This is a genomic window from Azospirillum oryzae (assembly GCF_008364795.1).
In the GTDB taxonomy this organism is placed as follows: Bacteria; Pseudomonadota; Alphaproteobacteria; order Azospirillales; family Azospirillaceae; genus Azospirillum; species Azospirillum oryzae.
In genome coordinates, this window is record NZ_VTTM01000012.1 from 153656 (window position 1) to 175875 (window position 22220).

21 protein-coding genes are annotated in these 22220 nt (G+C 65.2%); 11 read left to right on the plus strand and 10 right to left on the minus strand.

All coding sequences use genetic code 11. The features are described 5' to 3' along the window. Nucleotides 1-300: 300 nt before the first annotated feature. From FZ938_RS25285 to FZ938_RS25320, 8 genes are all read left to right on the plus strand, one after another. The gene (locus FZ938_RS25285; RefSeq protein WP_246457301.1) at nt 301-2457 is read left to right on the plus strand and encodes a GumC family protein; all 2157 of its coding nucleotides are present in this window, start codon (nt 301-303) and stop codon (nt 2455-2457) included. A gap of 85 nt (nt 2458-2542) precedes the next feature. After that, the gene (locus FZ938_RS25290) at nt 2543-3988 is read left to right on the plus strand and encodes a flippase (RefSeq protein WP_149201168.1); all 1446 of its coding nucleotides are present in this window, start codon (nt 2543-2545) and stop codon (nt 3986-3988) included. A gap of 407 nt (nt 3989-4395) precedes the next feature. Next, nucleotides 4396-5751, plus strand: coding sequence for a nucleotide sugar dehydrogenase (locus FZ938_RS25295; protein ID WP_149201169.1), 1356 nt, complete (start codon nt 4396-4398; stop codon nt 5749-5751). A gap of 33 nt (nt 5752-5784) precedes the next feature. Then, nucleotides 5785-6780, plus strand: a complete 996-nt coding sequence (locus FZ938_RS25300; RefSeq protein ID WP_149201170.1) for an NAD-dependent epimerase/dehydratase family protein — start codon at nt 5785-5787, stop codon at nt 6778-6780. 175 nt (nt 6781-6955) lie between these two features. After that, entirely contained in the window at nt 6956-7921 is a 966-nt protein-coding gene (locus FZ938_RS25305; RefSeq protein ID WP_149201171.1) for a GDP-L-fucose synthase family protein, read from the plus strand. A gap of 6 nt (nt 7922-7927) precedes the next feature. After that, on the plus strand, nt 7928-9223 hold the full coding sequence (locus FZ938_RS25310) for a glycosyltransferase family 4 protein (protein WP_149201172.1): 1296 nt from the start codon (nt 7928-7930) through the stop codon (nt 9221-9223). Then, entirely contained in the window at nt 9220-10461 is a 1242-nt protein-coding gene (locus tag FZ938_RS25315; protein WP_149201173.1) for a glycosyltransferase family 4 protein, read from the plus strand. The genes FZ938_RS25310 and FZ938_RS25315 overlap by 4 nt, the downstream gene beginning before the upstream one ends. A gap of 2 nt (nt 10462-10463) precedes the next feature. Further along, nucleotides 10464-11612: a glycosyltransferase family 4 protein gene (locus FZ938_RS25320; RefSeq protein ID WP_149201174.1), complete on the plus strand. Its 1149-nt coding sequence runs from the start codon at nt 10464-10466 to the stop codon at nt 11610-11612. A 20-nt stretch (nt 11613-11632) separates the two neighbouring features. Here the strand turns inward: FZ938_RS25320 and FZ938_RS25325 are convergent, their stop codons facing one another. Next, entirely contained in the window at nt 11633-12109 is a 477-nt protein-coding gene (locus FZ938_RS25325) for an Lrp/AsnC family transcriptional regulator (RefSeq protein ID WP_149201175.1), read from the minus strand. Between the two features lie 136 nt (nt 12110-12245). Between FZ938_RS25325 and hppD the strand changes: the two genes are divergently transcribed. After that, a complete protein-coding gene (gene hppD, locus FZ938_RS25330; protein ID WP_149201176.1) occupies nt 12246-13319 on the plus strand; it encodes a 4-hydroxyphenylpyruvate dioxygenase in 1074 nt (357 codons plus the stop codon). Between the two features lie 61 nt (nt 13320-13380). On the opposite strand, the gene FZ938_RS25335 is transcribed toward hppD, so the two are convergent. From FZ938_RS25335 to FZ938_RS25360, 6 genes are all read right to left on the minus strand, one after another. After that, complete coding sequence (locus FZ938_RS25335; protein ID WP_149201177.1) at nt 13381-14163, minus strand: anti-sigma factor family protein; 783 nt, start codon at nt 14161-14163, stop codon at nt 13381-13383. After that, a complete protein-coding gene (locus tag FZ938_RS25340; protein ID WP_149201178.1) occupies nt 14160-14675 on the minus strand; it encodes a sigma-70 family RNA polymerase sigma factor in 516 nt (171 codons plus the stop codon). The genes FZ938_RS25335 and FZ938_RS25340 overlap by 4 nt, the downstream gene beginning before the upstream one ends. 94 nt (nt 14676-14769) lie before the next feature. Then, the gene (locus FZ938_RS25345; protein WP_149201179.1) at nt 14770-16233 is read right to left on the minus strand and encodes a YncE family protein; all 1464 of its coding nucleotides are present in this window, start codon (nt 16231-16233) and stop codon (nt 14770-14772) included. Next, a complete protein-coding gene (locus FZ938_RS25350; RefSeq protein WP_246457302.1) occupies nt 16230-16727 on the minus strand; it encodes a DUF305 domain-containing protein in 498 nt (165 codons plus the stop codon). The genes FZ938_RS25345 and FZ938_RS25350 overlap by 4 nt, the downstream gene beginning before the upstream one ends. A 634-nt stretch (nt 16728-17361) precedes the next feature. Beyond that, nucleotides 17362-17727, minus strand: coding sequence for a HigA family addiction module antitoxin (locus FZ938_RS25355; protein WP_149201180.1), 366 nt, complete (start codon nt 17725-17727; stop codon nt 17362-17364). 194 nt (nt 17728-17921) lie between these two features. Continuing rightward, nucleotides 17922-18302 (minus strand): helix-turn-helix domain-containing protein, encoded by a 381-nt coding sequence (locus FZ938_RS25360; RefSeq protein WP_149201181.1) that lies wholly within the window; start codon nt 18300-18302, stop codon nt 17922-17924. 264 nt (nt 18303-18566) lie between these two features. Here FZ938_RS25360 and FZ938_RS25365 point away from each other — a divergent pair, with 264 nt between their 5' ends. Then, the gene (locus tag FZ938_RS25365; protein WP_149201182.1) at nt 18567-18815 is read left to right on the plus strand and encodes a hypothetical protein; all 249 of its coding nucleotides are present in this window, start codon (nt 18567-18569) and stop codon (nt 18813-18815) included. A 167-nt stretch (nt 18816-18982) separates the two neighbouring features. Here FZ938_RS25365 and FZ938_RS25370 read toward each other — a convergent pair whose 3' ends face one another. The 3 genes from FZ938_RS25370 to FZ938_RS25380 form a co-directional block, all read right to left on the minus strand. Beyond that, nucleotides 18983-19480, minus strand: a complete 498-nt coding sequence (locus FZ938_RS25370) for a HEPN domain-containing protein (protein WP_149201183.1) — start codon at nt 19478-19480, stop codon at nt 18983-18985. Between the two features lie 31 nt (nt 19481-19511). Next, a complete protein-coding gene (locus FZ938_RS25375; protein ID WP_211101160.1) occupies nt 19512-20039 on the minus strand; it encodes an RES family NAD+ phosphorylase in 528 nt (175 codons plus the stop codon). Nucleotides 20040-20187: 148 nt separating this feature from the next. Next, nucleotides 20188-20595: an MbcA/ParS/Xre antitoxin family protein gene (locus tag FZ938_RS25380; protein WP_211101161.1), complete on the minus strand. Its 408-nt coding sequence runs from the start codon at nt 20593-20595 to the stop codon at nt 20188-20190. A gap of 629 nt (nt 20596-21224) precedes the next feature. On the opposite strand from FZ938_RS25380, the gene FZ938_RS25385 reads away from it, so the two are divergent. After that, entirely contained in the window at nt 21225-22175 is a 951-nt protein-coding gene (locus FZ938_RS25385; protein ID WP_149201185.1) for a hypothetical protein, read from the plus strand. Nucleotides 22176-22220 lie beyond the last annotated feature (45 nt).

The window sequence follows — 22220 nt, forward strand, 5'->3', positions numbered from 1 at the left end:
CGCGCCCATTGCTCGCCTCATGCACTGGATGGCCGATGCAACGGCTGGACTAACACTGCGTTTCAGCCAATCGGACGAACCGCCGAGCCTGCCCGCCGGACAGCAGCCGCTGCCCGGAATGGAGGATCGGGCTAACGGACGGTCCTATGGCCGCGCTTCTGGTCGTTACGCGAGGAGGACCCTTTGGCCACCCAGGAACTTCAGGAACAACCCCGACGCAATACCCCTGAGTCTCGGCGGGGCTCCGGTTCCGCCTCCCCCGGAATCTCTTACGATCTGTCGGCCAGCGCCGCCAGTGCGGTGCGCCGGACAACCGGCCTGCTGCGCCGGCACAAGCTGCTGATCGGCACGGTGATCGTGCTCGGCACCGGGCTGGCGGCCCTGATCGCCTTCCGGATGACGCCGCTCTACACCGCCGAAACCCTGATCATGGTCGAGCACCGCAAGAACACCGTCCTGAATTTCGAGGGCGTGGTGTCCGACATGACCCCCGACATCAGCGCGCTGCAGAGCGAGGTCGCGATCCTGAAGTCGCCGGCCTTCGCCGAAAAGGTGGTGGCGAAGCTGAAGCTGATGAACGATCCGGAATTCAATTCGGCGCTGCGTCCGCCGCCTCCCGGATGGCTTGCCGCGCTGAATCCGCGCAACTGGATCCCCGACAGCTGGAAGAACGGCGGCACCGTGCCGTTGTCGCCGGATGAGATCGAGCGCAACCAGATGACCTCCGTGGTCAATGCGGTGCTCGACAACACCTCGGTCCGGCCGCAGGGACGTTCCTACGTCATCGCCGTCGGCTTCGACAGCGAGGATCCGCGCAAGGCGTCGCTGATCGCCAACACCATGGCCGACCTCTATCTGGTCGACCAGCTCGACGAGAAGTTCAAGGCGTCCAAGCGCGCCACCCAGTGGTTGGAGGAACGGCTGACCGACCTGCGCAAGGAGGCGCAGACCACCGGCGACGCGGTGGAGAAGTACCGCACCGAGCATGGCCTGACCACCTCGTCCAACAACGAGAGCACGGTTGTCGGCCAGCAGCTGAGCCAGCTCAACACCGACTATATCCTGGCCCGCACCAAGCGGCAGGAGGCGGAAGCCAAGCTGCGCGACGTCACCGCGATGGCGAATTCGGCGCGCGGTGCCTCGGCGGTCGGCGACGTGCTGGGCTCCCCGCTGATCCAGGCGTTGCGCGAGCGTGAGGTCGACCTGCAGAGGCAGATCGCCGACGCCACCAACCGCTACGGTGCCAAGCACCCGATGCTGCAGGCGCTGCAGAGCCAGCTGCGCGATCTGCAGGGCCAGATCAAGGCCGACGTCGGCAAGATCGTCGCCAACCTGAGCAACGAGGTCGAACTGGCGAAGGGCCGCGAGCAGGCGCTGAAGGCCAGCCTGGACCAGGCGGAGACGAAGCAGAACCAGCAGCAGCAGGCGACCGTCGGGCTGCGCACGCTGGAACGCGACGCCAGCACCGCCCAGGCGATGTACGAATCCCTGTTGACCCGCTCGCAGCAGATCGCGGCGCAGACCGACATGCGCCAGCCCGACGCCCGCGTGGTGTCGGAGGCGTCGATCCCGCTCGACCCGTCGCAGCCCAACCGCAAGCTGATCCTGCTGCTGGCGCTGGTGGCGTCGGGCACGCTGGGCGTGCTGCTGGCCATGCTGCGCGAACGGGCCGACGGCGGTTTCCGCAGCCCGCACCAGTTCGAGCTGGCGACCGGCGTGCGCAGCCTGGGCATCGTGCCGCGCATCCCGCGCTTCGGCGGCTCGCCGGCCGCCTATGTGGTCGACAAGCCGATCTCCGCCTTTGCGGAATCGATGCAGAACCTGCGCACCTCGCTTCTGCTCGCCAATCCGGACGGACGGCACCGGGTGATCCTGTTCAGCTCCTCGGTTCCGGGCGAGGGCAAAAGTTCCGTCGCCGCGGCCTTCGCCCGCACCTGCGCCAACGCCGGTCAGCGGACGATCCTGGTCGATTGCGACCTGCGGCGGAAGAGCCTGCACGAGATGCTGGGCCTGTCCAACAACCGCGGCCTGTCGGAGGTGCTGGCCGGCACCGCGGCGCTGGAGGACGTGATCCAGGTCGATCCGCGCACCGGTCTGCACGTCATCGTCGCCGGCCATGGCTCGTCGCTGCCGCAGGATGCCCTGGGGTCGTCGGCCATGCACCAGCTGCTGTCGCGCCTGTCGGTCAACTACGACCGCATCGTGCTGGATTCGCCGCCGGTGCTGGCGGTGTCGGAAGGCAAGCTGCTGGCGGCGCTCGCCGACCAGACCGTCTTCATCGTCCGCTGGGGCATGACCAAGCGGGGAACCGCGATGGCCGGCCTGAAGGAGGTGATCGAAGCCGGTGGCGAGGTGGTGGGCGTCCTGTTCAGTCAGGTCGATACCCGCCGCCATGCCCAATACGAGTTCCCGGACAGCGGCCGCTATCACGGCTACCGCCGCTATTACGCGAACTGAGGACAGCTTCTCCCGCCCCGAAAGGGCGGGAGAAGAGTTTTTGCGCCGTGCAACGTGACGTTTTGAACCACTGAAGAGCCCATGAATGTCGGCTGGACACCGCATCTTCCGGAACATCCGCGCCCTTGCCGCCGCCAAGACGGCGACGATGGCGAGCGGCCTGGTCACCGCGGCCTGGACCGCGCGGGTGCTGGGGCCCGACAGTTTCGGCGTGCTGGGCTTCGGCACCTCGCTGATGGCCTATGCGGCGCTGTTCGTGAACATGGGCCTGTCCACCTACGCCATCCGCGAGATCGCCCGCGACCGCGAGCAGGCGGCCGAGCTGTCGGAGCATGTGCTGACCCTGCGCACCGTCCTTGCCGTGGTGGTGGGCGCCCTCTATGCGGCTTTCATTCTCTCCTTGGATAAGCCGATGGAGGTGAAGGCGGTTCTTCTGGTGCAGGCGGTCCAGCTGCTTGGGAACGCCCTGGTGCTCGACTTTGTTTACCAGGCGACCGAGAAGATGGGGGTGATCGCCACGCGCGAGATCGGCACCTCCATCGGATCGATGCTTCTCGTCTTTCTGCTGGTGCGTGGGCCTGAGGACGCCATCACCGCGGCCGCCATCACCGGCGGATCCATCACCGTCAACGCGCTGGTGATGATCGGCCGTTTCCGCCGCGATTTCGGCACGCTGCGCCCCAGGGTCGACCTGAAGGTGTGGCGCGAGATCCTGACGGCGGCGACGCCGATGGCCGTCGGCGTCTTCGCCTGGGCGATCTTCACCCATCTGGACGTGGTGATGCTGGGCTTCCTGGCCCCGCACACCGAGGTCGGCTGGTACAGCGCGGCGGTGAAGATCCAGACCTTGGCCAATCTGGTCGGCAACATCGTGATGAACGCCTTCCTGCCGCAGCTGGCGGCGGCCTATGGCGAACTGGGGCCGATGCGCGACCGGATGCGGGCCTATGCCTCCGTCATGCTGGCGGTCGGCGGGCTGGTCATCGCCGGCGGCTTCGCCCTGGCGCCGTCCATCCTGGGCACGCTGTTCGGCGATGCCTATGCTCCGGCGACGCTGGCCTTGCGGCTGCTGATGCTGGCATCGGCGGTGGTCTACGCGAACATGATCCTGGGCAATCCGCTGCTCGTCTGGCACCGGCAGACCGGCTACATGATCGCCATGCTGTCGGGCGGCGCGCTGAACGCCGGTCTGAACATCTGGTGGATCCCGCGCTATGGCATCGAGGGGGCCGCGATGGCGACCTTCACCGCGGAACTGGCCGCCACGGTCGCCATCGCCTGGATCCATCGGCAGACGGTCGGCGAGCTGTATGGCGGGATCGCCGCGAAGGCGCTGCTTTGCGCCGGCGCCGCCGTCGCCGCGGCACTGGCGCTCGACCAGTTCGCCGCCCCGCTGTTCGACCGGATGCCGGCGCTGGTGCATTTCGTCGTCGGCAGCGTGGCGATGGTCGCGGTCTATGCGGCCATGGCCGTGCTGACGGGACTGGTGCAGTTGAAACGGTTGCGCCGTCTGACCAGCGCCACGGCCTGAGGGGGCGGGTCGTGGCAGGGCGGTCGGATGCAACCCTCAATTATGCAATGCCGGGTAGATCCATGCCGGCAGCTGTAACGACTTGCGCCTATTGTACCACTTCCGAACGTCTCTGTTGGTCCCTCCAAGCATTCATTTGGCCGCGGCGAGGGTTAGTACTCTTAATACGTCGGTGAACGGCAATCATAGTCTTTTCATCGGACGGTGATTTCTGAAACACTTCGCGCTGCACAACGCCGGGAACGGGGTACTTCATCGTCACGGCGAAGTCACAACAATAAAACAATTTCGAATTTCGAGGTTTCTCCGTCTGCACCCTTGGCAACAGGGTTGGGCAGTCGGGGCGTCTCCAAACTCTCGGCAACCCGCCGCCGGTGGCGGGGCCTCAGCAAACGGCAGGAGCGACGATGCTTCCCAAGACTTTTTCCGATCGTAACGTCTGTGTCCTCGGGCTCGGCTATGTCGGCCTGACGCTGGCGGTGGCGATGGCGGACGCCGGCTTCCAGGTGCATGGGGTCGAGGTGCGGCAGGACGTGCTCGACAAGCTCGGCCAGGGCAACCCGCACTTCCACGAACCGGGCCTGACGGAAAAGCTGCGCCACGTCATCGCGCGCGGCCGCTTCACCTTCAGCCGCAACCAGGACGATTGCAGCCAGGCGAGCGTCTTCATCATCACGGTCGGCACGCCGCTGAGCAAGGACGGCCGGGTCCGCACCGACATGATCGAGGCGGCGACCCGTCAGGTCGCCAGCTGCCTGCATGACGGCGATCTGGTCATCCTGCGCTCCACCGTGAAGCTGGGCACCACCCGCAACATCGTGGCGCCGATCCTGCGCGCCACCGGCAAGCAGTTCGACATCGCCTTCTGCCCGGAACGCACGCTGGAAGGCCAGGCGCTGCTGGAGCTGAACCAGCTGCCGCAGATCGTCGGGGCCGAGAGCATGGATGTCGCCACCCGCGCGGCGCAGATCTTCGGCTTCCTGACGCCGACCACCGTCAAGGTCTCCACCCTGGAGACGGCGGAGCTGATCAAGCTGGTCGACAACACCTACCGCGACGTCACCTTCGCCTTCTCCAACGAGATCGCCAAGCTGTGCAACGCCATGGAGATCTCGGCGGTCGAGGTGGCGCGCGCCGGCAAGCTGGGTTATCCGCGCACCAACCTGCCGCTGCCCGGCCCGGTCGGCGGCCCCTGCCTGGAGAAGGACCCCCACATCCTGATCGAGGCGGCGCGCGAGGTCGGGGTGGAGATGGCGATCACCGCCGCCGGCCGCCTGGTGAACGAAAGCCAGCCGATCGAGGTCGCCGACTTCCTCGGCAAGCTCGCCAATTCGATGCAGGGCTTCCCGCAGGTGCCGACCATCAGCCTGATGGGCCTCGCCTTCAAGGGCCGGCCGGCGACCGACGACCTGCGCGGCACCATGGCAAAGCCGGTGCTGGAGGAACTGCGCCAGCGCTTCCCCACCGCCCGCCTGCGCGGCTTCGACGCGGTGGTGCGGCCGGACGACATCCGCTCCTTCGGGCTGGAGCCGGCGGCCAACATGGCCGAGGCGGTTTCCGGCGCCAATCTGGCGGTCATTCTGAACAACCACCCGGTCTTCACCTCGATGCCGCTGCCGGACCTGGCCCAGCGGATGGACCGGCCGGGCGTGATCTACGACTTCTGGAACAACTTCAACAGCCGTGATGTCGACCTGCCGGAAGGCACCGCCTACGTGGCTCTCGGCAGCCATGGCGCCGCCCGTTACGCGCATGTGGCCTGACGTTATCCGGGCCAGAAGAGGAATTTGACCGACATGAAACACTATCTCGTCACCGGCGGCAGCGGCTTCATCGGCGCCGCCCTGGTCCACCGGCTGGTCCGTGACGGCCACCGCGTCCGCGTTCTGGACGACAACTCGCGCGGGCACACCGGGCGGCTGGCCGGCGTGCTGGACGATGTCGAATTCGTCCAGGGCGATATCCGCGACCCGGCCGCGGTGCGCGATGCGGTGCGCGGCGTCGACGGCGTGCTGCATCTGGCCGCCGTCAACGGCACCAAGCATTTCTACGAGAAGCCGGAGGTGGTTCTGGACGTCGGCGTGCGCGGCATGCTGAACGTGCTGGACGCCTGCCGCGCCGACGGCGTGGGCGACCTCGTCGTCGCCTCCTCCTCGGAGGCCTACCAGACCCCGCCGCTGGTGCCGACGCCGGAGGAGGTGCCGCTGGTGGTGCCGGATGTGCTGAACGCCCGCTACAGCTACGGCGGCTCCAAGCTGATCTCGGAGCTGCTGGCCGTGAACTGGGGCCGCAGCGGCTTCGACCGCGTGGCGATCTTCCGCCCGCACAACGTCTATGGCCCCGACATGGGCTGGGAGCATGTGGTGCCGGAATTCTCCCGTCGCGCGGTGGAGGCGATCGCCGGCCACCCGAGCGGGGCGGTGCCCTTCAAGATCCAGGGCGACGGCCGTCAGACCCGCGCCTTCGTCCACATCGACGACGCCATCGACGGCATCGTGACGGTGATCGACAAGGGCGAGCATCTCGGCATCTACCACATCGGCAACCCGGAGGAGGTCACCATCGCCGACCTCGCCCGCCGGACGGTCGCCTGCCTCGGCCGCGAGGCCCAGGTGATGCCGGGTCCCGCCGCCCCGGGCGGCACCGACCGCCGCAGCCCCGACATCGCCAAGCTGACCGCGCTGGGCTTCACCCCGCGCATCCCGCTCTCCGCCGGCCTGCCCGGCGTGGTCGAGTGGTATGCCGAGCGCGCGCGGGCGGACCTGGGGCGCATGGGGCAGGCGGCGGAGTAGGGCGTCGTTTGGGGGAGTTAGACCCCCACCCTAACCCTCCCCCGCTGGGCGGGGGAGGGGACTGCCGCTGAGCGCCGACAAAGCTCCAATCTCCCTCCCCCGCCCAGCGGGGGAGGGTCGGGGTGGGGGCAATCGGCGGCAAGTGCTCGCACAAGACCTTAAGGAGACGGCCCGCATGGACCGCAACAGCCGTATCTTCGTCGCCGGCCACCGGGGACTCGTCGGATCCGCCGTTCTGCGGCGGCTGACCGAGGCTGGGCACACCGACCTCGTGATCCGCGACCGATCGCAGCTCGACCTGACCGATCAGGCGGCGGTGCGCGCCTTCTTCGACCGCGAGGGGATCGAGCATGTGATCCTGGCCGCGGCGAAGGTGGGCGGCATCCTCGCCAACGACCGCTTCGGCGGCGACTTCATCCGCGACAACCTGCTGATCCAGAACAACGTCATCGATGCCGCCTGGCGCGCCGGCGTGAAAAAGCTGCTGTTCCTCGGCTCCTCCTGCCTCTACCCGAAGCATGCCGAGCAGCCGATCAAGGAGGAGGCGCTGCTGTCCGGCCCGATGGAGCCGAGCAACAAGCCCTACGCCGTCGCCAAGATCGCCGGCATCACCATGTGCCAGGCCTATCGGCGCCAATATGGCTTCAACGCCATCTGCGCCATGCCGTCCAACCTGTACGGCCCCGGCGATCATTTCGACCCCGAGACCTCGCACGCGCTGCCGGGGATGATCCGCCGCTTCCACGACGCCAAGATTGCGGGCGATCCGACCGTCACCCTGTGGGGCACCGGCAAGCCGCGGCGCGAGTTCCTCTATGTCGACGACATGGCGGACGCCTGCCTGCATCTGATGGATCATTACGACAGCGGGGAGATCATCAATGTCGGCCCCGGCGACGACATCGCCATCGCCGACCTCGCGGCATCGATCCGCGACACCGTCGGCTATACCGGCACGCTGACCCACGATTTGAGCAAGCCCGACGGCCATCCGCGCAAGCTGATGGACGTGTCGCGCCTGTTCGCCACCGGCTGGCGCCCGAAGGTGTCGCTGGAGGAGGGGCTGCGCCGCACCTACGACTGGTTCCTGGAAAATGCGGCGCCCGAGCGCCGTCAGGCTTCCAGGCAGGCCGCGGAGTAAAGCCCGATGCCGGACGATTCCATCCATCTGCGGCCGCCGGTCTTGGACCGGCCGGCTTCCAAGGCGTCAGCGGGCGCGCTTTCCCTGGCGGACGTGCCCGTGCCGGAAGAGCTGCTGCTCGTGGCGCAGAGCTATTGGCCGGAACCGGCCGGCAGTGCGCCGATGATGACCGACCTCGCCACCGCCTTCGCGGCGGCCGGGGCCGAGACCACGGTGCTGACCGCGCGTCCCAACTATCCCGGCAACAAGGTCTATGACGGTTACGCCGACGGGTCGCAGGACAGCAAGACGGTGGACGGGGTGCTGATCGAACGGCTGCACACCATCCCGCCGGCCGGCGGCGGCATGAAGGCCCGGTTGATCCACGAGGGCGTGCTGCATGCCGGCTTCGCCGCCGCACGCGTCCGCGGCCGGGTCGGGCGGCACGCCGCCGTGCTGTCGCTCTGCCCGTCGATCCTGTCGGTGGGTGTCGCCGACCGTTTCAAGGCCCCGGGCGGGCGCCACGTCGCCATCGTCCACGACATCCAGTCCGGCCTTGCCGGCGCGCTGGGCATGGGCGGCAAGGCGGCGGTCAAGGCGATCCGCGCCATGGAGCGTCGGGCGCTGAACCGCGCCGACGCCATCGTCGTCCTGTCGGAACCGATGCGCGGCGTGCTGGAGGAGCTGGGCGTCATCCGGCCGATCCATGTGATCCCGCCCCACGTCGACGCCGACGCGGTCTACCCGCTGCCGCGCCCCGACCAGCCGCCGACGGCGCTCTACAGCGGCGCCTTCGCCCGCAAGCAGGGGCTGGAGCAGGTGCTGGACATGGCGGGACATCTGGCGGAGCTGATGCCGCAGGCCCGCATCAAGCTGCGCGGGCAAGGCGGCCTGGAGGAGGAGCTTAAGTCGCGCGCCCGCGCCATGGGGCTCGGCAACGTGATCTTCCAGCCGCTGGCGCCCAAGGACCAGCTGAACGAGGCGATGGCGGAGGGCGACGTCCATCTCGTGCCCCAGCGGCCGGAAGGGGCGGCCTTCGCCATGCCCGGCAAGGCGGTGACCATCCTCGCCGCCGGCCGGCCCTTCGTCAGCACCTGCCTGCCCGGATCGGCGCTCGCCACGCTGGAGGCGCAGGTCGGCGCCTTCCTGTGCACCCCGCCGGAGGAACCGCGCGCCATGGCCGAGGCGGTGGCGGCCCTGCTGTCGGACCCCGCCCGCGCCACCGCCATGGGCCGGCGCGGCCGTGCCTGGGTGGAGGCGAATGCCACCCGCGCCGTGGCGCTGGACCGCTACGCCCGCCTTCTGTTGGGAGAGGCAGCATGAAGAAGCCCGCGCTGGTCTTCAGTTGGGAGATGTTCGGCCCCTACCACATGGACCGGCTGGAGGCTGTCGGCCGCCGGCTGGGCCATGTCTATGACGTGATCGGGCTGGAAGTCGGGTCGAAATCGCACACCTACGCCTGGGATTCGACCGGGTCGGGGCAGAATTTCCGCAAGATCACCCTGTTTCCCGGCCAGTCGAAGGCGGACCTCTCCACGGCCACGGTGTACCGCGCCCTGCTGCGCGAATGCCGGCGCGTCGACGCCCGCTTTGTCTTCCTGTGCCATTACGAGGATCCGGACGTCTTCGCGCTCGCCCTGACCATGCGGCTGATGGGGCGCAAGGTCATCAACATGAACGCCTCCAAGTACGACGACAAGCCGCGCATCCTGTGGCGCGAGATGGTCAAGAGCGTCTTCTACTCCCCCTATCAGGCGGGGATCGGCGGAAGTCACCGCACGGTGGATTACTTCCGACTGTTGGGACTCCCGAAAGACCGGCTCTATATCGGGTACGACACGCTGTCGCTGGACCGCATCCGACGACTGTCCGGGATGGAGCCGGCCCCTGGGGGAGTACCCTTCGCCGACCGCCACTTCACCATCATCGCGCGTTTCGTCCCGAAGAAGAACTTGTTCCGGGCGGTCGAAGCCTACGACATTTACCGGCAGTTGGCCGGTCCGGCCGCCCGTCCGCTCCACCTCTGCGGATCCGGTCCGCTGGAGGCGGAGTTGCGGGCCGAGGTGGCGCGGCGCGGGCTGGACGGGTCGATCGTCTTCCGCGGCTTCCTGCAGGAGAAGGGGATCGCCGAGACGCTGGGATCGACGCTCTGCCTGCTTCTGCCGTCGCTGGAGGAGCAGTTCGGTCTGGTGGTGAACGAGGCTTTGGCCATGGGGGTGCCGACCATCCTGTCCGATCAGTGCGGCGCGCGCGACGTTCTGATCCGCAGCGGGTTGAACGGCCACATCGTGGAGCCGGACAACCCCGAGGGGCTGGCGCGCTACATGCTGTCGGTCGCGGGGGACGAGGACGAGTGGCGCCGTCTGAGTCTGAACGGGCGGCCCTTCCAGGCGTTGGCCGACGCCAGCTTCTTCGCCCAGTCGGTGGAGAAGGCCGTGGTGGCGCTGGGCGGTCCCAGGGCGGAGCGCAGCGCGGACACGGACTATGTGTCCGACTATTCCGCCGATCCGGAGGGTGGCCAGCATGGCCGGTCGACCGGAGCGGCACTGACCGGGAGTTGACGATGGAACGGAACGCGCGCACCCATGTGGTCGTCTCCGGGCGCCTGCCGCCTCCGGTGGACGGGATGAGCCGGGTGACGGCCCTGGTGCTGGAGCGTCTGCAGGACCGCATGCGGGGGCGCGGCCGCGTGGAGGTCGCCGACCTGTCGCCCGGCTGGAACGGCGGCGGCGTCGCCTACCATCTGCGCAAGATGACGCGGGTGTTCGGCACCATGGGCCGGCTCGCCGCCGGGCTGCGCAAGCCGGACCGCCGTTTCTACATGCCGGTGGATTCCGGCTGGGGCACGCTCTACACCGCCGCGCTCGCCGGGACCGCAAGGCTGTTCGGCTACGAGCGGGTGCTGCACCATCACTCCTTCGCCACCATCAGCAAACCGACCTGGCGGATGCGGCTGCTGACCCGGGTGGCCGGCGCCGGCTGCACCCATGTGCTGCTGTGCCCGGCGATGCAGATGCGCTTCCAGTCGATCTATCCGGCGGCGCGCACCTGCATGACCATGTCGAACGCCATCTTCTCCACGCCCGACGCAGCCCCGCGGCCGCGGCGCGACGGCCCGCTGCGAATCGGCCACCTGTCGAACCTGTGCGGCGAGAAGGGGCTGGACACGCTGTTCGCCCTGCTGCGCGCCCTTCAGCTGGAAGGGGTGGACGCCAAGCTGGTGCTGGCCGGGCCGGGGCTGAAGCCGAGGGACAATGCGATGGTCGCCGCCGGGCTGATGGCCTTCGACGGGGCAGTCGAGTATCACGGTCCGGTCCATGGCGAGGCCAAGGAGGCCTTCTATCGCGACATCGACGTCTTCGTCTTCCCCACCCAGTACCGCAACGAGGCGCAGCCGCTGGTGCTGTTCGAAGCGATGGCCGCCGGCGTGCCGGTGCTGGCCTATGAGCGCGGCTGCATCGGCTCCGACATTCCGGCCGACGGGCTGGTGCCGCGGGACGCCGACTTCGTGAAGGCGGCGCTGCCGATCCTGGCGGCCTGGGCCGACGACCGCGAGGCGCTTGCCGCCGCCTCGGCGCAGACGCTGACCCGTGCCCGGGTGGCCTTCGAGACCAGCCGCATTGGCCTGGACCTGCTGCTCGACCGCATCGCCGGCCCGCATCCGGCCGCAGCATCCGCCGCCGTGCAGGCCAAGCGCCGCGTGGCGGGATAGGGGAGGGATGCAGGGGGGAGCTACGCCCCGCCCCCCAGCGGCAGAGCCGTCTCGAACTTGATTTCCTTCAGGGCGAAGTTGGAGCGGATGCGGACCTGGAAGGGCAGTTGGAAGACGAATTCCTCCAGGAACCGGTTGTAGTCGGCGATGGCCCGCACCGCGACCCGCAGCAGATAGTCCGCATCCCCCGACACCGCATAGCATTCCAGCACCTCCGGCCGCTTGCGCACCGCGTCGATGAAGACGGCGGCGGTCTCGGCCGAATGGTGGTCCAGCGTCACATGGGCGAAGACGCACTCGCCGACCGACGCCGCCTTGGGATCGACCAGCGCGGTGTAGCGGCGGATCACCCCGGTCTCCTCCAGCGACTTCAGACGGCGCCAGCAGGACGACGGCGAGGTGCCGACGCGGTCGGCCAACTCCTGCACGGTCAGGCGGGAATCCTCCTGCAGGGCGACCAGGATTCTGATGTCGATTTCCGAAAGGGTCGCGGGCAACGGCAAATTTCTCCGACAGGGCCGAGCATAGCGGGAAAGCTTGCCAAAATCATAGGTGTACCAGCCCCACTTTGAAAGCTATTTCCACTGACAGTCCGGCATACTGATCGCAGAACGAACCAAGGGAGAGGCGATCATGGCCGACATGTGGGAAAACCCGATGAAGACCGATGGATTCGAGTTCATCGAATTCACCGCGCCGGACACGGTGGCGCTGGGCCGCCTGTTCGAGCAGCTGGGCTTCACCGCCATCGCCCGCCACCGGTCGAAGGACGTCACGCTCTACCGCCAGGGCGACGTGAACTTCATCGTCAATGCCGAGCCGTCGGGCTTTCCGCGCAACTTCGCCGCGCAGCACGGCCCGTCGATCTGCGCCATCGCCTTCCGCGTCGCCGACGCCGCCTTCGCCTATCGCCGGGCCGTCGACCTCGGCGCCTGGGGTGTCGAGAACCGCGTCGGCGCGATGGAACTGAACATCCCCGCCATCAAGGGCATCGGCGATTCGCTGATCTACCTCGTCGACCGCTATGGCGAGCGGGGCAGCATCTATGAGGTCGATTTCGTGCCGCTGCCGGGTGTGGACCAGCATCCGCAGGGCGCCGGCCTGACCTACATCGACCACCTCACCCACAACGTCCACACCGGGCGGATGGAGGAGTGGGCCGATTTCTACACCCGCCTGTTCGGCTTCCGCGAAATCCGTTATTTCGACATCGAGGGCAAGCTGACCGGCCTGCGCTCGAAGGCGATGACCAGCCCCTGCGGCAAGATCCGCATTCCGATCAACGAGTCCGCCGACAACAAGTCGCAGATCGTCGAATATCTGCGCGACTACAAGGGCGAGGGGATCCAGCACGTGGCGCTCGGCACCAACGACATCGTCCACACCGTGGAGACGATGCGCGGCATGGGCACGCCGTTCCAGGACACGCCCGACACCTATTACGAGCGCGTCGATGCCCGCGTGCCCGGCCACAACCAGGACCTGAAGCGCCTGCAGGCCAACCGCATCCTGGTCGACGGCGCCCCGACGGAAGGGCAGGGCCTGCTGCTGCAGATCTTCACCCAGAACGTCATCGGCCCGATCTTCTTCGAGATCATCCAGCGCATCGGCAACGAGGGCTTCGGCGAGGGCAACTTCAAGGCCCTGTTCGAATCCATCGAACTCGACCAGATCCGCCGCGGCGTGCTGAGCGAGAACGCCGCCTGAGCCTCACGCGCCTTCGTCGGGAGGGTTCCGAACGCCGTCCGGTCGCGAGGCCGGGCGGCGTTCACGCATCGTTGCCGATCTGACGCCGCACCTCGTCGGCGATCGGATGCAGAAGTGACTGCGCATCGGCGGGACCCACCAGACTGTAGCCCATGCCCTTGGCCGCCCATGAAAAGCCGCTGGCCGCCTTTTGGCTGAGGGGCTGCATCGGGATGTCGTGATCGACCGCCATCGGGCGACTGAGCATGACGAGGCGCGTGCCGTGGTCGTTGTCATACATGAAGAGCGCCGCCGGCCCATGCGGGGTTGCGACGACACGTCCGCCCATGAAGCGGTAGCCCGACGCTTGGAGGTCGGGGGCTGCGATCTGCCGTCCCAGGCGCGTCGAGATCCAATCGGCCAGTTCAGGGCCGGCGCCGGCACGCAGTTCGACGGGACGGACATGGTCGGGACCGTAGACGGCATAATTGTCCGCGGCCTCCTGACCGAGCGAGGCGATGCCTTGCAGCGGCGGGCCGGACCACCCCCGCATCGTCCAGCCGCCGGCGCCGCCCAACCCGATCAACAGGACGGCCGCCGCCGCTGCCGCCCACCAAGGCAGGCGGGATCGGCGTCCGTGACGTTCCGCGATGTGCCGGACGTTGAGCGCCGCGGGGATCGGTTCGTCGGCGATCGGCAAGAGAAGGGCTCTGAGTTCGCCGCGTTGTGCAACGTACCCGTTCACACGCTCCGCCACGTCGGGATGGGCCTCCAGATAGGCCGCCACCTCGGCCAGCCGGGCGGGATCGAGACGCTGGTCGACGAAGGCGTTGAGATCGTCCTCGGTGATCGGGCGACTGGTCATTTCACCCTCCGCAAATGGGGTCGTTCGGCGGGTTCGGCCGGCATGTCCTTGATGCTCTTCAGCAGCTTTTCGCGCGCACGTGACAGGCGTGACATCACGGTCCCTATTGGAACATCCAGAACCTTGGCTGCATCCGCATAGGAAAGGTCTTCGATGCTGACAAGCAGAATGACCGCGCGCTGATCCTCGGGAAGCGCTTCGAGCGCGTGCAGCAAGGCGCGGTGGTGCAGGCCATCCTCCTGCGATGGAGGCGTCGAGAGCCAGTTTTCGGCGGACTCGACGCTGATGTCCGAAGATCGTGGAGCCCTGCGCTTCAACTCCGTCATCGCGAGGTTATGGAGGATGGTGAAGACCCAGCTGCGGGTGTCGCCGCCGACCCGACGCTGACTCCAATGGGCGATCGCGCGTTCGAGGCAGTCCTGAACCAGATCGTCGGCCGCCGTGCGGTCGCGAAGCAGCGAACGCGCGTATCGGCGAAGCGCCGGAATGAGGGGTTCGAGAAGTTCGATCATGATCGGACATCGTGCGACTGTAGACTATGAGATTTGGGTGGCGCTGGACTTCGGGCCAGCCCGCCCGCTGCTTTCGCGGCGGGCGGGCCGGATGCTATCGCGCCTGGATTTGGACGACGGCGCCGGGCTGGGCCGCCGTGCCCTCGGCGATAACCAGATATCGCTTTTCGGCTTTCGTGGTGCTCTGCACGATCTGCCGGATCGGCCCCGACGCATTGACGATCGCAGAACCGGCCGGGTTCGTCATGAACGCGGCGAGCGGATGCAATGCGCCTTGGCCGGCGCCGGTCTCGGCCAACGCCAGCACATAGGGCTTCTTGGGCTCCAGGCCGGTCACGGAGGCCTGAAGAACCTGGATCAGGCCCTGTTCGAACAACGACACCGTCGTGACGACCTTACCGGGTTTCCCGTTCGCCGAGACCGCAAGATCAAGATGCGCCGCCTGCCCGGCGATTCCGAGCGGTGTCAGGTTGTCGGTACCGGGGCCCTCGGGCACAGCGTCGGGCACATAGGTGATCGCTTGCGGTGCCTGACCAATGGGCACGGTCGCGATCACCTTGTTCGTCAGGGTGTCGATCGCTGCCATCCCGTCCGCATTCTCCAGCCCGACATAGATGCGGCTGCCGTCGCCGGACGGCCAGATGCCGTGCGGCAGGTTGCCAACGGGGATGGTTGCGACCTGCTCGAACGTATCGGTACGAAAGACCTTCACTTCGTTCAGGCCGCCGACGGTGACGTAGGCGAATATCCCATTGGCGTTGTGCGCGAAGTTGACGTGGTTGGTGATCGGGCCGGTGTCGAGCGTCTTGATCACGTTGAATGGCGGCTGGGCGTTGAAGACCTGGGTCTTGCCGACATCCTTCAGCGTGAACCACACCTGTTGGCCGTCCGGCGTCGCGGCGATATTCGGGCAGAATGGGCTTGCCTGCGGGACACGGGCGACGATCTGGTGGTCCGCCACGCTGACGACGTCCGTCTCCGGGTTGAAGGACGAGCAGATGTAGCCGTATTTTCCGTCCGGCGAGAAGATCTGCATGCCGGGGCCGTTCGGCGTCTTGATGCGGGTCTTTTCTTCGAAGGTCTTGGCATCGAGGACGGCGACATAATCCTCGCCGCGCACGGTGACCCAGACCTCGCTGCCGTCCTGAGTATAGAACGCTTCGTGAGGCGAGCGTCCGACATAGGTGGTGTGCTTGACCGAATTGGTTGCCGTGTCGATGAAGGTGACCGAGTTGGAGCCGATCGACACGACCGCGATGGTCTTGCGGTCGGGCGAGAAGCCCATGCCATGGACCAGGACCTGCCCCTTGTAGAGCGGACTGAAGTTCGCCGGCTGCGGATCGCCCAGGCGAATGACGCCGAGGACCTTGTTGTCGACGGGATCGATGACCGAAACCGTGTTCGAGAACTGTTCGGCCGCGTAGACGCGATCACGATGGCTGATCGGGAAATCCGGCGCGGTGCCGGCGTACGGCGCTTGCCCGGCATAGGCGGGCAGATCCGCGGCAAGCACGGAACCGGCGATCATCGCCAGCGTGGAAAGCAGACGAATCTTCATCGGGACTGATCCTTGTTCGTGTGCATGTGCATATGCGTCTGCATTGGGGAGGGGGCGGTCTTCAGGTCCGGTGATCGAGGCTGGACCTGGGTCGGCACCGGCATGGACGGCGGCAGCGGCTGCCCCAGCGCCATGCGCATGGCGGCGATCTCCTGCTGCTGCTCGACGATGATCTCTTGGGCGATGCGCCGAAGCTGCTCGTTCTTCCCATAGCGCAGTTCGGCGAGCGCCATGTCGATTGCGCCCTGATGATGGGGAATCATCATCGCGGTGAAGTCCGCGTCGACATCGCCCGTTGGCTTGACCGCCATGCCGGACATCATTTTGTCCATGGCGACGGTGTTTTCCGCGAGGAACGGGGCTTCCTCGTCGAGTGCTGCCGTTGCGGGCGGCTCGATTGAAGCAGCGTCGGCGCTTTGGGCTTCGGCCTGCCTCGAAGCCGCTATTCCGGCCATCAGGACGAGGGCTATGGCTGCCACTGTGGAATGTCGCATAAGGAACTCTTCGATCTGTCTCGCCGCGGTCTTGCGGGGGTGGACCGGAGGCGAACCGGATTATTCCGCGACCTCCGAAATTTTCTCCTCCCGGCGCCCGCATTTAATTTCCATAATTTTGCTTATGTGTTTTTTGCGCGCCGCAACATGGCGGTGTCCCTTTCACTCCGCCCCCGTCACTCCGGATGGGTGTGGGCATCGAAGCGTTCGCCGTCCTTGCGTCGCCAGGACCAGCAGCATGCTCGGTTCCATTCGCCCCGTCATTCGCCACACGGGTGCCCTTCGCCCTATCTGTCGCGAAAACACCAAGTCAAAGCATCAAAAAAGTTCGGCATTTGACCTTGATCCGCAGCATCTCCAGCGAACGGGAACGGCCAAGCTCAAGTTAAGTGGGAAAATCTGCCGGATGCATGCCCAATCCCTCATCGCTTCGTCAAAGTTTCATTTTCGGCCAAATCATGCCCGATCGGCGATATCCCATTTTTGTTGTAGGCCGACAAAAATGTTTGCTCCTAATTGCGCGCTAAATCATTGAATTTTCTAGAGCGCTCTATGGCTAGCGTGAAGAAAGTTTGCTCTTCAAGCTCCTGTGTGAACAGCATGCGCGATAGATATCCGACAAAAATGTTTGCTCTTAGACTTCCCGCCTTTGGTAGACGGCCCTACGTCGCCGGAGTGGCTGATCGTTACTGGCCGGCTGCGGCGGTGCGAACGTGACACTGGGCGTCCAGTCACCGATTTCTACCGAGGCGTCCCATTCATCGAGGGCGGCTTGGAGGTTCATCCAGAAGCGTGGTGTGGTACCAAGCACCAGCGCCAGTCGAGCCGCCGTGGTCGGCTCGACCCTCTTATGGCCGTTCACGATCTGGCTGACGTGCTTCCGGCTCAAACCCAGCGCATCCGCCAGGTCGGTTACGCTGATAGCGCGCGGCTCCATGTAATGGGCTTTGAGGACTACCCCGGGCGCAGTGGGGCGGCGGTTTCGATCAAGCGCGGCCATCAGCGATAATCCTCCAAGTCCAAGACGGTGACATCAACCTCATCGAAGGTGAACGTGATGCACCAGTTGCCCGAGACGCGCATACACATATTCGGCTCCTTTCCGGAAGAGCGCGCGAAAGGGCTCAACTGCGCAATGCGCAATTTCCTCGGCACAGTCCATGGTCGGAAGACGCTACCTCTCTGGACGGTCGGTTACAGGCCCACCAGCAGGTCTCGTGGGACATGCAGCGCAGAGGCGATCTTCGCCATCGTATCGAGGCTGCCGGGCTCGCGGGCGTTCTCGATTTCCAACAGGCACGACGGCAGGACACCCACCGTTTCCGCCAGCCGGCGCGTCGTAAAACCCCGATGTTCTCGGAAGGCGGTGATAGGGTGGTCGCCGTCGAGGAGACGTTCGGCGAGTTCGAAGGGGAACGTCTCCGTCTCGCCGGAGGTCAAACAAACCTTCACCGCGTTGGCATCGATCAGATCCGAGGCGTCGACGACCAGTTCGGTCAAGGCCTCATAGTCGGCCCTGCTTAGCGTCACGGTGTACGTCGTCTCGGCAATCGGCGTAATGGGCATGAAGTTCATCGTTATATCTCCTTGCAATTGCCGACCTGCCGCAGCGCGTCGTTGGCGATCTGGTAGGTGGCCCGCCCGTCGCCGTGGCTGATTCGCCCCCGTCCGTCGCCGAACGCTTCTGGCCTTGTATGTTACCAAACCACTTGAATGTTCTGCGATCAGGTGCTTTGGCAAGATGCCAGGTTACTTCCGTTATCCAGCAGGCTGACGTACCATCAATTCTGTCAGACGCGAGATGGAATATTTTAAAGGAACGGTACAGCGGAGTAGGTCATGCATGATGCGGATCGCCGAAACGACCTGCGGGCAGTCATCGACCTCTTGCTATTGGGAAAGTGTCAGAAATCACTCGCCGTGGAAAGCATCGATAGCATGTCAGCGGACGAGCAAAATGATGTGCTTGCACTCTATGAACAAGTTATCAACCAACTGCCCGCAGCCCTGGAGGCGGCCAAGCGAATACGGGGCATCGATCCAGCAGTTCGAGCGGTCAACCCGTCGCCGTCTGATACTGAGCAGTGACGTGCTGCGTAGTATTGACGAAGCGAACAGGCAGTTCTCTACGGCTCTCAAGCAAGATGCTGGTGGGAAGCAGCAATAATAACCCGGTGCGGGTCCCGTATCCCGACAGCAATCAGCCAGCCACTGTCCAGTCCACCCGCAATCCGCTCAGTCATCCCCTCCCCTCCTTAAATGGACGCGTCGCTCACCTGACCGAAGGCGACTTTTTGGCGCTCCAAGGTGCAACGATCCTTGATGATCGCCAACAGTCTGCGCGCGACGGCCAGGGCGACGCTGGGTTCAATCCACACACAGGCCTCGTTACAGGGGTAGCGCAATCCATGGCCTGATTTGCCGAGCGCCACGAAAGCGTCAACCACGCGGATGGTGTCGTGGCTTGCCAGGAAGGACTCGTCCAATCCACAGGACCTGCATGCCTCCGCAAGGTTACGAAGACGGTGGCCAAATGCCTCCAGCTTTTTGGGAGGCCAATCAGCCCCGCGCAGGAAGCCTTTCAGCGCAAGCTCGATTGACTGCTCAATGAGATGCAGTGCCGGTTCGTCGAATTGGTGGGAACTTGGTTCGCCGGAAGTGATCAGCACTTCAGCGGCGTCTGCGTAGGTTTCTGCCATGCGCCACAGACCCGGTGCGGTGGGGATTACGGCGACGTGGTCAATCTCATCCACAGGTCCGCTCCTTGTCTGGGTCGGCAGGCAATCAGCGAACCACCTGCCGACGTGCGACCACGGTACCCTCTATGGGCGCAGTGATCTCGTAATGATCCGCCTGGGTCACCTCCAGGATCAGGCGCGGCCGATAGGCGACGGTGTTGGTGCCTCCGCGGTGGCGCAGGCTGTCGTAGACGATGCCGGCGGCCTGCCCTGCCCGGCGCATCTCCTCTCCGAAGGCCTGAGAAGCACGGTAGTCTCCGGCCGCGTAAAGGTCGGGCAACGCCGTGCTCTGGCCGCGGATATCGAGGAATTCGCCGTCGAGACGAGCGGTGTAGAGACGGTAGGTCAGCCGCATTTCGGTAAGCCGGCGGTAGACGGCCTCGCGCCGGAGGTGATGGGCAACCTCGGCGATGGCGGTCTTCAGCGCCCATGCCCCGTACCATGCGCCAAGTTCGCCGCTGTTGAAACGCCCGCCGGCGGAAGCGGCATGCAGGAAAGCGGCCATCACCACGGAGGCGTTGTGGACGCCGTAGACCCACTGGTCGCGGGGAAGCCGGGCGACTCGCTCTTGCACGAGGCGGTCGTTAGTCCAGCCCTCCAACTCCATGACAGCCTCCAGATCGTCCGGCCGGGCAACACTGTCAAAGGCCGGGATCGGTGGGAACCGCGACGGGATCAGGCGGTGCGTCGGTTGCGGTATTGCAATCGAGGTCGTCACGGTGTCACACGATCACGATGTCGTCGTCGCTGTAAGGAGTGCTCGTCTCGTCCATTGAACCGGGTGGTCCGAACACGCCTCCCCGTGCGGCATCGAGGTAGCGCCGCACCAGCATAGGACCGTCCATCGTGCCGTTGGTGACCAGCGCCATCGGCGGCTGACCGCCGAACGACGGACCATCGTGCGGCCCGGTCAGCCAGTCCAGGCCAGCCGGCTCCGAGCCGAACAGGATCATCAGCGCCTTGTGGATGCCGAGGACGGCGGAGATGCGCAGCAGCACGTCGACCGGCAGGATCAGATCATGGCCGTCGCGCGCCTTGGCGACCCAGCCGAAGTAAGTTGAGCGCCCGGGCGAACCCAGCACCAGCAAGCGCTCGGCCTCCGCCCAGCCCCAGCGGTCAGCGATGGTCAAAAAGGTCCGCAGGGCCGGCGCGCTGAGTTGCCGCCGCTTGGCCGGGGCAAAACGGTCCGGTAGGAGGAAAGCAGGTCCTGTGGCGATAGGGACAGTGCTGCGGTGGGCACGGGTTGGCATGGCAAAGGCCTCCTCTAGTCCATATCCGGATTATATTGTCCGGATATGGACCGCGTCAAGCTTGACGCGCAGAGCGTGCTGGCGGAGGGCGGCGCCGGGTTCTCGCCCAGCACCACCACCGGGAGATGCCAATGGTATGGCAGGCCTTAGCCTTGCTGGCATCACCGTTGAAGGTTGCGACTACGGCCTCCAACTTTTCAGAATCAAAAGTCGTAGGTAGGCCGCTATTTTGATTTCCGCTACCTGAAGATACAAGCATGCCTTGTATTGCTTCGTAAGTTAAGGCAACTTCATATTGGGTGAGCGCCCAGAAGATATGGAACTGGAGCTCCGCATGCGGCATGTTCGTGTCCATACCCACCGCTGCCTATCGGAACGCAACACCTCTAAGCCGCTTTCAATCCGCGGAACCGGCCAATCACGTGCAGATTCTACCTCGGACCCGCTATCCCGGTGCGAGGCAGACTTGTCATGACGACATCTACACACTGAAATAAGGGAAAGAAACCATGCGTAAGGTCCCGATGAGGTCTGCTGGGTGTTGGTCTATTTGGCGTGCTGCGTTGGCAGTATCCATTGCATCATCCGTCGCTGCATGTGCTGGACGACCGACCCAAGAAGCGATCGCAACCTATTCTGCTGCGCTCGACACCACTTCCACCTCGGCCAGACAAGGTCTCTTCGAGATTCAGAAGCGTGAACTTGCCACTATCAATGCGAAGAACGCCAACGCCATCCTTAGCGCGAAGCCAGGCAATGCGCATGTTGAACTCGAAGCCAAAAACGAGATTGTAACCAACGATGTGCTAAAGCCCCGGCTTGAATTCTTCGTGGCTCTCTCAGACTATGCTTCTGCTCTCGCAGCGGCGGCGTCGCCAGAGCAAGCGACATCGGTCAAGGTAAAGATCGAAGAAGCGGGCAAAGCCTTTGGAGCACTCGGAGTAGCAATCAGAGGAGACGCCGCAAACTTCCCGGCTGAGAAAGTAAATAGCGCGGCTACAGCGTTCGCGTCAATTGCGGCAATACTTGTCGATGCGAAACTCAATCACGAAATCCCGAAAATTGTATCAAGCACACACGAAAACTTGAAGGCCGGGGTCGAAGCTTTTAAGGCCGATCTGGGAGATCCCAGTGCTGGCGGCTTCCGGGCACTCATGAACGACGCGACGAAACGACTGGTTGGTCAGGAGACGATCTTAATCGGTACCTTTGCACAAGACGTCAAAAGCATTGGAAAACCACGTTTGCATGATGAGATCCGGGAGAGCCAGGGTCGGATCCAAGCCCTTGGCAACGCGGACATGCTGCTGACTTCCCTCGTCCCAGCCCTCGACGAAATGCTTGAGGCTCACGAGGCTCTCCGGACGCCAAGTGTAGAAACGACACTTAGTCAGGTTAACCTGTTCTTGGATAGAGCCGAAGATCTTCGCGAAGCGGTCAATACTTTTCGCGCAAAGTAGTTGTCGATTTACTGCTGAGGTCAGGAATAGGCCGAGTTCACGCCA